Origin of the sequence: Cellulomonas fimi (assembly GCF_028527925.1) — a bacterium.
Classification (GTDB): Bacteria; Actinomycetota; Actinomycetes; order Actinomycetales; family Cellulomonadaceae; genus Cellulomonas; species Cellulomonas fimi_C.
The window spans coordinates 1-12,896 of record NZ_JAPESW010000071.1; the positions used below are offsets into that span (position 1 = coordinate 1).

Genomic DNA, 12,896 nt, shown 5'->3' on the forward strand with positions numbered 1-12,896 from the left:
GTGCGGAGTGACGAAGTCGTCGACGGTGGACGCGCTGAGCGCCGGGCAGGTGACCGCCGGCGCTCTGCGCCGGGCTGGTGACGGCCGGCGGTGTCTGCGGCGGCGTGCGGTGGGCGCGGCGCGTGTGAGGGTGGAGGGGTGCCGCACCGACCGCTGACCTCGTCCGCCCGGGCCGCCGACGCGCTCGCGGTCGCCGACTGGCGACGCCGCGTGGCCGAGACGTACGCCGACGTGCGCCGGATCGCCGTCGACGACCCGCCCGCCGCGCACGCCGTGTGGGTGCAGCGCCGCGACGAGCTGTTCGCCGAGCACCCCGCGTCCCCCCTCGACGGGCCGACGCGCGCGTCGTTCGCGGGCCTGGAGGTCGCGCGCTACGACGCCGCGTACCGGTTCGAGGTCGAGGTCCGTCCCGCGGACCCGCAGCGGCTCGACGTCGCGACCGGCACCGACGGGGTCGTGCCCTTCGAGCGCGTGGGCGTCGTCGAGCTCCCCGACGTCGGGACGCTCGCCGTCTGGGCGCTGCGGTCCTACGGCGGCGGGCTGTTCGTGCCCGTGCGCGACGCGAGCGGCGGGAAGCCGGGCGGCACGTTCGGCGGCGGGCGCTACGTGCTCGACACGATCAAGGGCGCCGACCTCGGCACGTCGCACGGACTGGTGGTCGTCGACCTCAACTTCGCCTACAACCCGTCGTGCGCCTACGACCCGTCGTGGGCGTGCCCGCTGGCCACGCGCGCGAACACGGTCGCCGTCGACCTCCCCGTCGGCGAGCGCACCTTCCCCCTCCCCGACCTCGACACCGAATAACGTCGGCCGGGCCGTCCCGTCAGCGCTGGCAGACCGGGCAGAAGTAGAGCTTGCGGCCCGCCATCTCCTCGACGACGACCGGGGTGCCGCACACGCGGCACGGCAGGCCCGCACGGCCGTAAACCCAGTGCCGCTCGGTCGGGTCGGCGATCGCCCGGGCCCGACCCTCGTCGTCGAGGTCCTCGCGGGTGAGCATCAGGCCGGTCCGGATGCCGTCGGGCAGCAGCACCGCCCAGTCGTCCCAGAGGGCGCGCACGACCTCGCGCGGGACGCGACGGCCCGGAGTGTGCGGGTCGAGGCGCGCGCGGAACAGCAGCTCCGCGCGGTAGATGTTGCCGATCCCGGCGACGACGGACTGGTCCATGAGCAGCTGGCCGACCGCGACCCCGCGCGACGTGATCCGGTCGACGACGACCTCCCCGGCGGCCTCCAGGTCGTCCGTCGACGCAGGGTCCGGGCCGAGCCGGTCGACGACGGCCTGCACCGCGGACGGGTCGAGCACCTCGCACGCCGACGGGCCGCGCAGGTCGGCGACGGAGTGCTCGGTCGCGAGGCGGACGCGCACGGCGCCGACGGGATCGGGCGGGAACGACGCCAGCAGGCCACCCTCGGCGGACGGCGGCTCGCGCTCGTCCTCCCCCATCCGCACGGCCCGACGCAGCCGCGGCGCCCCCATCGAGCCGCGTGCGTCCTGCCCGTCGACGATCGGCGACACCACCCCGAAGAAGTCCCACGCGCCGTACAGACCGAGGTGCACGCGCAGCACGTCGCCGGTCTCGAACGTCGCGAACATCTGCTTGCCGACCGCGGTGGTCCCCGTCAGGACCTGGCCGTCGAGGCGTGCGGCCCCTGCGGCGAACCGCCCTTGGGGGGAGGACACGGCCAGCCGGTGGCCGACGAAGTCGGCGGTGAACTGGCGGGCGATGCGGTGGACGGTATGACCCTCGGGCACGGTCACGCACGCTAACGCGTGCCGCCGCCTCCCGCCCGGCGCGGCCGTCGCCGCCGCGTCGCCGTCGTGCGTGCGACAACGCCTCGAGAGCGCGACATCGATGTCGCGCTCTCGAGCGGATGTCGCACCCGTGACGGAGCGGTCGGCGTCAGGCGGTCGACCCGTGGGACGGCGTCAGACGGTCGGGCCCGCGAGCGGGAGGGCGGCCGGAGCGGGACGCGACGGCTCCTCCGCGAGCTGCGGCACGACGGCGTCCGACGACCGCGTCGCGGCCTCGTGCGCGGCGACCAGCACGTCGGTGATCTCCCGGCCGAGCAGCTCGTGCCGCTCGAGCAGGGCGTCGCGCAGCGCCTCGACGAGGTACCGGTGCCGCGACAGCAGCCGCCGCACGGTCGCGCGCGCGTCCTCGAGCACCTGCTCGAGCTGCTCCCGCGCCAGCCGGTCGCTCACGACGGCGTCGACCAGCGGCTTCTCGGTCGCGAGGAACGACACGAGCGACCCGGTCATGCCGGCCGCGCCGACCATCTGGGCCGCGGTCCGCGTCGCCGCCGCGAGGTCGCTCGCGGGTCCGGTCGTCGTCTGGCCGAAGAACAGCTCCTCGGCGACCCAGCCGCCCATGGCGATCTGCACGAGCGCGCGCAGGTCCCCCTGCGACCGCGTCCAGACCTCCTCGCAGTCGTTGTGCGCGAGCAGCCCGAGCGCCTCGCCCCGGCGGATGATCGTCAGCACCTCGAGGGACCGGTTCGGCGCGACGAGCCACGCGGTGACCGCGTGCCCCGCCTCGTGCGTCGCGATGAGCTCCTGCTCGGCACGCGTGTACCGGACGGGCTGCCCGATGCCGACCATCTCGGTGATGCGAGCCGTCTCGACGTCCTGGAACGACATCGTCAGCGAGCCGCGACGCAGCGCGTTGACCAGCGCCTCGTCGAGCAGGTGCTCGATCATCACGGGCGTCCAGCCGTTCGTCGACGCGGCGACGCGGTCGCGCGCGACCGGATCGTCGAGCTCGGCGTCGTGCGCGCGACGGGCGAGGAAGTGGTCGACGAGCGCGCGACGGCCGTGCGCGTCGGGCGCGGAGAACGTGAGCCGCCGGTCGAACCGGCCCGGCCGCAGGAGCGCGGGGTCGAGCGAGTCGGCGCGGTTCGTCGCGGCGATCAGCAGGATCGGGGCGCGTCCGGGGCGGCGCTGGCGGATCTGTCGCGTCGCGGGCAGGAACAGGTTCACCGCGGCGACCAGCCGGTTGTACGCCTTGTCGCCGCCCGTCGGCTCGTCGAACGACTGCATCTGCACGAGCAGCTCGTTGACGACGCCGCCCGTGCCCTCGCTCATGATCGCGTTCGTCACGAGACCCGGCGCACCCGCCGACGCGCCACCGACGAGGGTCCGCGACGACGACGCCCCGAGCATCCCGCCGCGACGCAGCGCGATCGCGTCGATCTCCTCGATGAACCCGATGGCCCCGCCCTCGGTGCGCGCCGCGCGGCGCAGCGCCCGGAAGTACGCGCGGATCTTGCGGGCGGTCGCGCCGTAGTACATCGACTGGAACGACGTCGCCGAGACGAACAGGAAAGGCACGCCCGCCTCGGCGGCCATCGCCTTCGCGGTCATCGTCTTGCCGGTGCCCGGCAGCCCCTCGAAGAGCAGGCCGCGCCGCGGGGTGCCGCCCATCTGGTCGGCGAACTGGCGGTGCGTCTGGAACAGGTCGATCGAGCGGCGCACGTCCTCCTTCACCGGGTCGATGCCGATGACGTCGTCGAGACGCACGTCGACCTGCTCGGGCCGGTAGGTGAGGTGGGGCGAGCGCGCGGTGCCGACCTGCGTGCCGACGAGCAGCAGCAGCATGGCCGCGAAGAACAGGACCGGGACGAGGATGAGCGGGTCGACCGCGGGCATCGACGGGAGCGGGTCCCGGCCCAGCAGCGCGCTCACGATCACGTACGCCTCGACCGCCAGCACGGCGGCCGCGAGCCGGTACACGCGACGACGTCGCATGCGCTCGCGGTCGAGCGCGATGTCGTGCGCACCCTTGCGGATGGGGGAGACCAGCTCGTCCTCGTGCATGCGTCCGCCTTCCGTCGGCTCGGTCGGTCCATCGTCAGCGGCCGCCGGGGGTGCGGCAACATCGGACATACCGGACCACCCGAACGGACCAACCGGACGAACCGCGCGCCGTGGCGCCGGTCAGGCGTCGTCGCGCAGGGTGCGACGCAGCGACTCGACCTCGAGCGGCGTGAGCCCGAGGCCGTCCGCGAGGTACCCGTCGAAGGACCCGAACCGGGCCTCGACCGTGTCGAGCGCGGCCCGCAGGTAGTCGGCCCGCACCTCGAGGAACGGGGAGACGAGGGCCGGGTCGCCGCCCGCGGCCTCGAGCTGCGCGAGCAGCGGGGCGAACGTGGTCCGGACCGCCGGGTTCACCGCGAGGAACTCCTCGGTCGCGCCGTCCTCGTCGACGCCCGCCGCGAGCAGCAGCACCGTCGCCGCCCACCCCGTGCGGTCCTTGCCGGCCGTGCAGTGGAAGAGCACGGGCGTGCCCTGCGCGTCGATCACGGTGCGCGCGAACGTCGCGTAGCCCGCGAGCGCCGCCGGCGACGACACGAGCCGCCGGTAGGTCGCGCGCATCTGCTCCGCGACGTCCATGCCGTCGAGCGTCTCGAGGAGCGACGCCGGGCGGGTGAGGAGCGTCGCCGCCTGCGCGGCGGCGTCGCCGGGGAGGTCGGCGAGGACGTCGAGCTCGACGAGCCGCGCGCCTGCGGGCAGCCGCTCGGGCCGGGCGTCGCGCTCGGCGGCGGTGCGCAGGTCGACGACGGTGCGCACGCCGAGCGCGGTGAGGACGGGGTCGTCGGGGACCGCGTCGGACGTGAGCTCGGCCGAGCGGAACGCGATGCCGCGCGCGACGGTCCCGCCGTCCGCGGTGGGGCGGCCGCCGAGGTCGCGCAGGTTCGTCACGGCGGTCGCGGGGAGCACGTGCGGGTCGGCGACGTCACTCATGCGGCGATCGTGGCACGCACGCGTGGCACCCCGCGACGACCGGCGGGCGACCGGCCGTCCCGCCCGACAAATCCCGACCAGTCTTGTCCGCATATCGAGAAGGCGTCCGTCGACCCCTTGCCCTCGCCGCGACCGCTGGTAGAAACCGCGGCCAGGTCACGAGCACCAGCACGCAAGCCCCGGCTCGCTGGTCAGCAACCCCTCCACGACGGGGTGCTCCGGGAGATGACCCGGCCGCGCCACCCGGTGCGGCAAGCGTGAACGTGAAGGAGCCGCACCGTGAGCCACCCGACCGGTCCGAGCGTCGTCGCCCTCGTGGGCAACCCGCGCCCGGCCTCCCGCACCCGCAGCACCGCCGCGCACGTCGCCGGCCGGCTGCTGCCGCACCTGGGCTCCGAGCCCGACGGTCCCACCGCCGACGGCGTGACGACGATCGACCTCGCCGACGTCGCGGGCGAGCTGTTCGCCGCCGAGCGCCCGACCGCCGACGCCGCGCTGCGGACGGTCGCCGCCGCCGGGGTCCTGGTCGTCGCGACGCCCGTCTACAAGGCCTCGTACACCGGGCTGCTCAAGGCGTTCCTCGACGGGTACGGCCCCGACGGGCTCGCCGGGGTCGTCGCCGTGCCGCTGGTGGTGACGGGATCGCCCGCGCACGCGCTCGTCGGCGAGGTGCACCTGCGGCCGCTGCTCGTCGAGCTCGGCGCGACCGTCCCGACGCGGGCGCTCGTCGTCACCGAGGCCGACCTGCGGGAACCCGCGGCGCTCGACGCGGTCGTCGACCGCTGGCTCGACCGGGCCGCCGAACCGCTGCGCCGCGCCGTCCGCGACGCCGCCGACCTCGCGGAGGCGCTGCGATGACCGCCGAGATCCTGCGCGCGCTCGACGCCGACCTCGTCGAGCAGGACGAGCAGCAGCTCACGCCCGACGCGTACAAGGAGGTGTTCCGCCGCCACCCCGCGGGGGTCGCGGTCGTCACCCTCGCCGACGGCGACAGGCTCGTCGGCTTCACCGCGACGTCCGTCATCTCCGTGTCCGCCGCACCGCCGCTGCTCGCGTTCTCGCTCGCGTCGACGTCGTCGTCCTGGCCCGCCGTCTCCCGGGCCCGAACGCTCGCGATCAGCTTCCTGTCCGGCGCGCAGGACGACGTGTCCGCACGGTTCGCGACCAGCGGCATCGACCGGTTCACGGCGGGCGGCTGGACCGCGCTGCCGACCGGCGAGCCCGTGATCGACGGCGCCGTGTCGTGGGTGCGCGGTCGCGTCGTGCAGCGCACGCCCGTCGGTGGGTCCTACCTGGTGTCCGTCCGCGCACTCGCGCACGGCACGACCGACGCGGTCACGCCGCTCGTCTACCACGACCGCACGTACCACCGGATCGGGGACGCGACCGCGATCTGACGCGTCCCGGCGGGCTGCCCACCGCCACCCGACGGCCCCGCGCACACCCTCTCGCGCGGGGCCCGTCGTCGCGTCTCGCCGAGCCGCCCACCGCGGGCCTCACGAGCCGCGCGCCCCGCGGCGCGTCGCGTCCGGGACAGGCCGGTCCGACGCACCGCGCGGATCCGCCTTTGCCGCACGCACCACGTCTGACGGACGATGGGATCCCCGTCCCGGAGGTCCTCGTGCACCCGCCCGTCCCCGACAGCCGTCGCGCAGCCGCCGCTGCCGTCGTCGCCGCGCTGGTCGTGGGGCTCTCGGGGTGCGCCGCCGACCGCACGGCCGCCGCCGTCCCCGCACCGGTCGAGCTCGCCGCTCCCGTCGCGGTCGCCAAGTCGCCGGCGCCCGCACCTCCCCCGCCCGTCGACCTCGCGACGCTGCCCGTGATCGACGTCCTGCACGTCGTCCCCGGCCTGCCCGGGAGCGAGGGCCTGACCCCGCTCGAGAACGACGACCCGTCGCTCGGCCGCTGGCGGACCGTCGTCGTCTCCGAGCCGACCGCGGTCCACGCGAGCGTCGGCGGACCCGCCGTCGGCGTGCTCCCGACCGACGTGCTCGGTGCCGCGAACGTGCTGCCGGTCGTCGACGAGGCCGCCGGGTGGGTGCGCGTGCTCCTCGCGACCCGCGGCGCGCTCCCCCGCGACGACCGCGCGCAGGTGAACGGCCGCACCGGGTGGGTCCGCACGTCGGACCTGGTCCCGTCCGGCACGGACTGGTCGGTCGTCGTCGACGTCGCCGCGCAGACGCTCACGGTCGACGACGGCACGTCCGTGCGCACGTTCCCCGTCGTCGCGACGGGCGCCCCCGCGACCCCGACCCCGCACGGCCTCGCGTTCCTGCTCGGCCTGCGCTGGTCCGAGCCCGGCACGACGACGCCCCGCGTCCTGCCGCTGTCGACGCAGAGCGAGACGATCGACCACTACGACAAGCCCACCGGCACGGCCGTCACCGCGATCCACACCACGACGCTGCGCGGCCGCGGGGCGGTGTCGAACGGGTGCGTGCGGGTGACCGACGACGTGCTCGACGTGCTGTGGCAGGCGCCCGCCGGGACGGTCGTCACCACCGTCGGCTGACCTGCGCCGTCTCGCCGGGCGCGCACGCCGTGACGCCCCTACCCTCACCGCATGCGAGCCACGACGGTCCGACGACGCGCCCTCCTGCGCGCCGCGACGCTCGGTGCCGCCGTCGCCGTCCCCGTCGTCGCCCTCGCGTTCCTCGTCCGCGGCCAGGTGACCGCGATCGTGCACGTCGACCAGTCCGCGATCGTCGCCGCGACCGACCTCACGCGCGCGAACCCCGCGCTGCGCAGCGTGCTCGTGGCCTGGCAGGCCGCGTTCCAGGCCGTCGTCGTCAACAGCGCCGCCGCGGTGCTGTGCGTGTGGGTGTGGCGGCGCCACCGGCTGGGCACGCGCGCCCTGTGGGCGGCCGTCACGATCGCCGCCGGGTGGGCCCTCCAGCTCGGCGCGAAGGGACTGGTCCAGCGCGCCCGGCCCGTCGTCGAGGACGCCGTCGAGCACGCGCCCGGGTCGAGCTTCCCGTCGGGGCACGCGACGAACACCGCCGTCGTGGCGGTCACGCTGACGCTGCTGGTGTGGCCGCTGCTCGGCCGCGTCGGGCGCGTCGTCGTGCCGACCGTCGCCGGCCTCGCGGTGGTCCTCACCGCCGCCGACCGCGTCCTGCTCGGGGTGCACTTCCCGTCGGACGTCGTCGCCGGGATCCTCCTCGGCGTCGGGATCGCCACCGCCTCCTACGTCGGCTACCGCGGGTGGGGCGCCGACACGCCCCCGCCCGCCGACGTGCCCGACGTCCCGCACGGCGGCGACGCCGTGCCCGAGACCGGTCGACGCGACAAGGGCGTCCCGTCGGCCACCCCCGCCCCCGGCGTCCGGCCGCCCGCCGGCACGCCCGTCCCCCGTGAGGAGCCCTGACGTGCACGAGTTCCTGCACCGCTACGAGCTGGACACGTCGGCCCCGACGTCCCGGCAGTTCTGGCGCGACCTGTCCCGCCGCGCGCTGCTGCCCGGCGTCGGGCTGTGGCTCGTGATCGTCGGCGTCGGCCTTCTCATCGTCGGCCCGCTCGGCGGCCTGCCCGCCGAGGCGGGCGTGAACGAGTGGTTCGTGAGCCGCCGCACCGACGCGCTCGACACGCTCACCATGGTCCTGTCCGGGATCGGGCAGACCGAGTTCATCATCGGCGCGTGCGCGCTGGCCATCGGGCTGATCTGGTGGCGGACCAAGCAGTGGTGGTTCGCGGTGGTCCCCGGCCTCGCGGTGTCGCTGCAGGCGATCATCTTCCTCACGTCCGCGCTGGTCGTCGGCCGCACCCGGCCCGAGGTCGAGCAGCTCGACGTGTCCCCGCCGACGTCGTCCTACCCCAGCGGCCACACGGGCGCCGCGACCGCGTTCTACCTGACGCTCGCCGCGCTGTGCCAGCGCATCGGCAACCCCGTGCTGCGGTGGGTCGCGACCATCCTCTGCGTCCTCGTGCCGTTCGCAGTCGGCATCGGGCGGATGTACCGCGGGATGCACTCGCTCACCGACGTGACCATGGGGTTCGTCAACGGCGTCGCCTGCGCGGTCCTCGCGTGGGGGTACCTGCAGCGCGACGTGCGGTCGGGGCGGTCGGCCCGTCAGGCGGTCGGCGCCGGGCGCTCGCGCGGCTGACGGCAGCAGGGCGGGCGGAAGGCGCCGACGCCGCCCGCCCGCCCTGACACGCTCCGCCGGACGGGTGCCCGTCGGACCGTCGCGCTCGCCCCCTCGGGGGACGGTGCCGGTCGTCGGGGCGTCACTACGATGGCTCGATGCGCGGCCCGGCGCCCCACCCGACGGCCTCCCAGACGGACGTCGTCATCGAGGGCATCAAGGCGATGATCCTGTCCGGCGAGCTCGGACCCGGGTCCCGGCTGCCCGTCGAGAAGGACCTCGCCGTCCGGCTCGGCGTCTCGCGCGGGCCGCTGCGCGAAGGGGTCCGCGCGCTCGTGCTGCTCGGCGTGCTCGGCACCCGTCGCGGCGACGGCACCTACGTCACGTCGCTCGACCCGGCCCGCCTGTTCGAGCCCGTCGGCTTCCTCGCCGACCTCCCCGGCCGCGACGACGCCGTGCACCTCGCGCGCGTCCGCCGCGTGCTCGAGGTCGAGGGCGTCGGCCGGGCGGCCGTCGAGATCGACGACGCCACGCTGCTCGAGCTCCGGTCGCTCCTCGACTCCGTCGACGCGCTGCTGGACGATCCCGACCACGACCTGCGGGCCGTCATCGACGCCGACCTGCGCTTCCACGCGGTCGTCCACCGCGCCTCGGGCAACCCCGTGCTCGCCGGGCTGCTCGACTCGCTCGCCGGCAGCACGGCGCGCGCGCGGCTGTGGCGCGCGATCCGGGAGGACGGCGCCGTGCGCGTCGCGCAGGCCGAGCACCGGGCGATCCTCGCGGCGCTCGAGGCGCACGACGCCGACCGCGCGCGCATCCACATGGCCGCGCACCTGATGGGTGTCGAGGAGTACGCGGCGACGCTGCTCTGACGACGGCTGTCCCCGGCCGCAGGCCGCCGCCTCCGTCGGGCGGCCGACACCACGCGTGCGCCCGCTCGTCGCGCGTCCGCCGGCTCGTCGTGCGTCGACCGTCAGGCGCTCGTCGGGCGGCGCCCGTCAGGCGTACGTGCCGCGGTCCACGTTCGTCACGGTCGTCAGCAGGAAGACGCTGTCCTCCAGCGCGACGACGGAGTGCCGCTCGTGCGTCAGCACCCACAGCTCGCCCGCCGCCGGCTCGGCCTGCACGTCGTCGGACTCCACGCGCACCCGCCCGCGCAGGACCTGCAGCGTCGCGCCGGGGGGCGAGTTGTGCTCGCCGAGCCGCGACCCCGCCACGAGCGCGATCACGGTCTGCCGCAGCTCGCCGTCGTGCGCGACGAGCTCCGCGCTGCGGCCGTGCGGGTCGGTGCGGGCACCCTCGAGGTGCTGGTCCGCCAGGGCAGTCAGGTCGATCACGCCGGTCTCCTCCGCGAGCAGTCGGCTCGATCGTAGGAAGGACGACGTGCGGGCGCCCGCCGACGGCGCTCCGACCGCGCACCGACCCGGGCCGGTCGACCGGCGACGCCGGAGGTCGGCCGCTGCCGGCGCGCCGCGGTCGTCAGGGCGCGGTCATCGCCCCCGACGCGACGAACCAGATCATCGCCGCGGTGCCCAGCAGCCCGCCGACGACGCCGAACACCCCGCGGCCGCTCCCGTGCCCGCCGGACCGTGCGCGCACGAGCGCCCACGCACCGACGCCGATCGCGAACGGCCCGAGCACCCAGATCCCGAGCGCGAGCAGCCCGAGGTAGCCCGCGAGGATCGACTGCCACGACCGGCCGACGGGCACGACCCAGTGCATCGCGGTGCGGGGCCCGGTGTCGTCGGCCGCCGTCGGCGTCGCGTAGGCGTAGGCGGCTCCCGCGTAGGTCGGCGCACCGAAGCCCGCGTGCTGCGCCGGTGCGCCGCCGCCCCACGTCGGGACGGGTGCGCCGTACCCGGACGCACCGGCGGCAGCGCTCGGGTAGCGGGGAGCGGAACCGCCCCAGGCCGGCGCCTGCGCGGCTGCCGGCGCCGCGGCGACCGGGGCGGGCGAGGGCTGCGGCGTCGTGTGCTCGGTCCAGCCGGTGCCGTCGAACCAGCGCAGGACGCCGGGCGTCACTCCGTCGGCGTACCACCCGGGCGCGTGCTCGTTCACGCTCCTGTAGTCGGCGCGCAGGGGCCGGGGCTTGAGCGGACGTCGGCCCACGACCCGCGGCCGCTGCGGCGGGCGCGCACGCGGGGCCGCCGGCACGCGCCGGCGTCAGTCCTGGCCCGCGCCCGGCACCTTGTCGACGACGTCCTCGTACTCCGCCTGGCCCGGCAGCTCGCTCGGCGCGTACACCAGCCGCACCACGCCCGTCGGCAGCGCCTCGGACGCGACCAGCCGGAGCGGGTAGATCGGCTCGCCCTCGTCGAACAGCCGCTCGCCCTTGCGCGCCGCGATGGGGTGGACGAGCAGCCGCAGCTCGTCGAGCAGGCCCGCGGCGAGCAGCTGCCGCACGACCGAGAGCGACCCGGGGACGAGGATCTTGCCGACGGCCGGGTCGGCCTTGAGCGCGGTCACGGCGGCGACGAGGTCCCCCTCGACCCGCTCGACGTTGCGCCAGCCGAGGTCCTGGTCGCCGCGCGTCGCGACGACCTTGCGGGTGTCCCCGAGCGTCGCCGCGAACGGCGCGTCCTCGCCGCCGGCCGCCTCCCGGTCGGGCCACGCGCCCGCGAAGCTGTCGTACGTGACGCGGCCGAGCAGCAGGACGTCGACGTCCTCGTAGTCCTCGCCGACCGCCTGGCCCATCCGCTCGTCGAAGTACGGGAAGTGCCACGCGGGGTCGATCTCCGCGACACCGTCGAGCGAGATGAACAGGGTCGAGACGAGCGTCGCCATGGCGTCCTCCGGGGTCGGGGCCGCGCCCCGACGCGCGACCACGGACGATCAGACCACGGACGGCGGGGCGGGGACGACCCCTCGACGGTTGCGACCAGGGCGTGGACCCGGTGGCGGCGGCCCGGGCACGGCCGTCGTCGGCATCGTGTGCTCGGTCCACTCGCGCCCGTCGAACCACCGGTGCTGCCCGCGCCGACGCGTGTCGGGGTACCAGCCCGCGGGGATCCTCCTCCTGGCCATGCGTTCCCCGTCGGCGGGAACACCCCGTGACTTGAGGATTTCCCGCGCCTCGACTGAGCGGGCTTCCCACCGGGGACGTCACCACCGCGGGCCGCGCCGACGATGATGACCGCACCGCCACGAGGGGGCACGATGACGAACCGACCGACGCTGTACCTCACCGTCGGCCTGCCCGGTACCGGGAAGACCACCGAGGCGCGACGGATCGAGGTCGAGCGCGACGCCCTGCGCCTCACGAAGGACGAGTGGGTCAAGGCGCTCTACGGCACGGCCAACCCGCCCGACGCCACCGACGTCATCGAGGGACGGCTGATCGAGATCGCGCTGCGCGCCCTCGAGCTCGGCACGGACGTCGTCCTCGACTTCGGCCTGTGGTCCCGCGACGAACGGTCCGCCCTGCGCCAGGCCGCCGCCGACCGCGACGCCGCCCTGGAGCTGCGGTACCTCCACCTCCCGCCCGACGAGCAGCGCCGACGGCTCGACCGCCGCCACGCCGAGGAGCCGCACACCACGTGGCACATGTCCGACGAGGACCTCGCGGAGTGGGCGGCCGCGATCGACGTCCCGACCCCGGGCGAGATCGACGGCACCGAACCCGTCGACGCCCCACCCGCGGGCTTCGCGACGTGGGACGCGTGGCGCCGGCACCGCTGGCCGCCGTCGGTCCGCTGACGCTCCGGGTGCCGAGGCAGGCGAGGCGCTCGTGCCCGGTACACGCGACCGCACCCCCCGGCGCACGGGTACATCGAGCGCACGGCCCGCGCGTCGATCGCCAACGTCGAGCAGGCGCGCGCGTACCTGGCGAAGCACTCCGGGTGGGCCCCCGCGCGCGGCGGTGGCGCGCGGTCCGGTCAGCGGGAGGCGCGGCCGGGCTGCAGCTGGTCCAGCCAAGCGTCGCCGGGCCACCGAGGTGAGCGCCGTCAGACGGTGGTGAGGACGTCCTCGATCTCGCCGGCGTAGAACGCCTTGGGGCGGGCGCCGATGACGGACTTCACGAGCTCGCCGCCCGCGAAGACGTTGAGGGTCGGGATCGAGACGATGCCGTA

15 protein-coding genes and 1 riboswitch are annotated in these 12,896 nt (G+C 75.7%); of the genes, 8 read left to right on the plus strand and 7 right to left on the minus strand.

Annotated features, from left to right (window positions below):
- The first annotated feature begins 138 nt into the window (after nt 1-138).
- Nucleotides 139-804 (plus strand): DUF1684 domain-containing protein, encoded by a 666-nt coding sequence (locus tag OMK64_RS18885; protein ID WP_272729903.1) that lies wholly within the window; start codon nt 139-141, stop codon nt 802-804.
- Between the two features lie 19 nt (nt 805-823).
- Here the strand turns inward: OMK64_RS18885 and OMK64_RS18890 are convergent, their stop codons facing one another.
- The 3 genes from OMK64_RS18890 to OMK64_RS18900 all read right to left on the minus strand — a co-directional run bounded on the left by OMK64_RS18890 (nt 824) and on the right by OMK64_RS18900 (nt 4,744).
- Entirely contained in the window at nt 824-1,756 is a 933-nt protein-coding gene (locus tag OMK64_RS18890) for an Fpg/Nei family DNA glycosylase (protein WP_272729904.1), read from the minus strand.
- A 174-nt stretch (nt 1,757-1,930) separates the two neighbouring features.
- The gene (locus OMK64_RS18895) at nt 1,931-3,817 is read right to left on the minus strand and encodes an AAA family ATPase (protein WP_272729905.1); all 1,887 of its coding nucleotides are present in this window, start codon (nt 3,815-3,817) and stop codon (nt 1,931-1,933) included.
- Nucleotides 3,818-3,937: 120 nt separating this feature from the next.
- Nucleotides 3,938-4,744, minus strand: a complete 807-nt coding sequence (locus OMK64_RS18900; RefSeq protein WP_272729906.1) for a tyrosine-protein phosphatase — start codon at nt 4,742-4,744, stop codon at nt 3,938-3,940.
- A 154-nt stretch (nt 4,745-4,898) separates the two neighbouring features.
- Nucleotides 4,899-5,008, plus strand: a riboswitch (SAM riboswitch).
- 15 nt (nt 5,009-5,023) lie between these two features.
- Between OMK64_RS18900 and OMK64_RS18905 the strand changes: the two genes are divergently transcribed.
- The 6 genes from OMK64_RS18905 (at nt 5,024) to OMK64_RS18930 (ending at nt 9,698) form a co-directional block, all read left to right on the plus strand.
- Complete coding sequence (locus OMK64_RS18905; protein ID WP_272729907.1) at nt 5,024-5,602, plus strand: NADPH-dependent FMN reductase; 579 nt, start codon at nt 5,024-5,026, stop codon at nt 5,600-5,602.
- A complete protein-coding gene (locus tag OMK64_RS18910) occupies nt 5,599-6,141 on the plus strand; it encodes a flavin reductase family protein (protein ID WP_272729908.1) in 543 nt (180 codons plus the stop codon). Before OMK64_RS18905 ends, OMK64_RS18910 begins: the two co-directional genes overlap by 4 nt.
- A gap of 224 nt (nt 6,142-6,365) precedes the next feature.
- Entirely contained in the window at nt 6,366-7,256 is an 891-nt protein-coding gene (locus OMK64_RS18915; RefSeq protein ID WP_272729909.1) for a L,D-transpeptidase, read from the plus strand.
- Nucleotides 7,257-7,307: 51 nt separating this feature from the next.
- On the plus strand, nt 7,308-8,111 hold the full coding sequence (locus OMK64_RS18920) for a phosphatase PAP2 family protein (protein WP_272729910.1): 804 nt from the start codon (nt 7,308-7,310) through the stop codon (nt 8,109-8,111).
- Nucleotide 8,112: 1 nt separating this feature from the next.
- Nucleotides 8,113-8,847, plus strand: a complete 735-nt coding sequence (locus tag OMK64_RS18925) for a phosphatase PAP2 family protein (RefSeq protein ID WP_272729911.1) — start codon at nt 8,113-8,115, stop codon at nt 8,845-8,847.
- Between the two features lie 137 nt (nt 8,848-8,984).
- On the plus strand, nt 8,985-9,698 hold the full coding sequence (locus OMK64_RS18930) for a FadR/GntR family transcriptional regulator (RefSeq protein ID WP_272729912.1): 714 nt from the start codon (nt 8,985-8,987) through the stop codon (nt 9,696-9,698).
- A gap of 126 nt (nt 9,699-9,824) precedes the next feature.
- Here the strand turns inward: OMK64_RS18930 and OMK64_RS18935 are convergent, their stop codons facing one another.
- The 4 genes from OMK64_RS18935 to OMK64_RS21260 all read right to left on the minus strand — a co-directional run bounded on the left by OMK64_RS18935 (nt 9,825) and on the right by OMK64_RS21260 (nt 11,850).
- Entirely contained in the window at nt 9,825-10,163 is a 339-nt protein-coding gene (locus tag OMK64_RS18935; protein ID WP_272729913.1) for a cupin domain-containing protein, read from the minus strand.
- Nucleotides 10,164-10,305: 142 nt separating this feature from the next.
- Nucleotides 10,306-10,884: a DUF2510 domain-containing protein gene (locus OMK64_RS18940; RefSeq protein WP_272729914.1), complete on the minus strand. Its 579-nt coding sequence runs from the start codon at nt 10,882-10,884 to the stop codon at nt 10,306-10,308.
- 105 nt (nt 10,885-10,989) lie between these two features.
- The gene (locus OMK64_RS18945) at nt 10,990-11,610 is read right to left on the minus strand and encodes a dihydrofolate reductase family protein (protein ID WP_272729915.1); all 621 of its coding nucleotides are present in this window, start codon (nt 11,608-11,610) and stop codon (nt 10,990-10,992) included.
- A 48-nt stretch (nt 11,611-11,658) separates the two neighbouring features.
- Nucleotides 11,659-11,850: a DUF2510 domain-containing protein gene (locus tag OMK64_RS21260; protein WP_374694124.1), complete on the minus strand. Its 192-nt coding sequence runs from the start codon at nt 11,848-11,850 to the stop codon at nt 11,659-11,661.
- A 132-nt stretch (nt 11,851-11,982) separates the two neighbouring features.
- On the opposite strand from OMK64_RS21260, the gene OMK64_RS18950 reads away from it, so the two are divergent.
- Nucleotides 11,983-12,522, plus strand: coding sequence for a P-loop nucleotide/nucleoside kinase family protein (locus OMK64_RS18950; protein WP_272729916.1), 540 nt, complete (start codon nt 11,983-11,985; stop codon nt 12,520-12,522).
- The last annotated feature ends 374 nt before the right edge of the window (nt 12,523-12,896 follow it).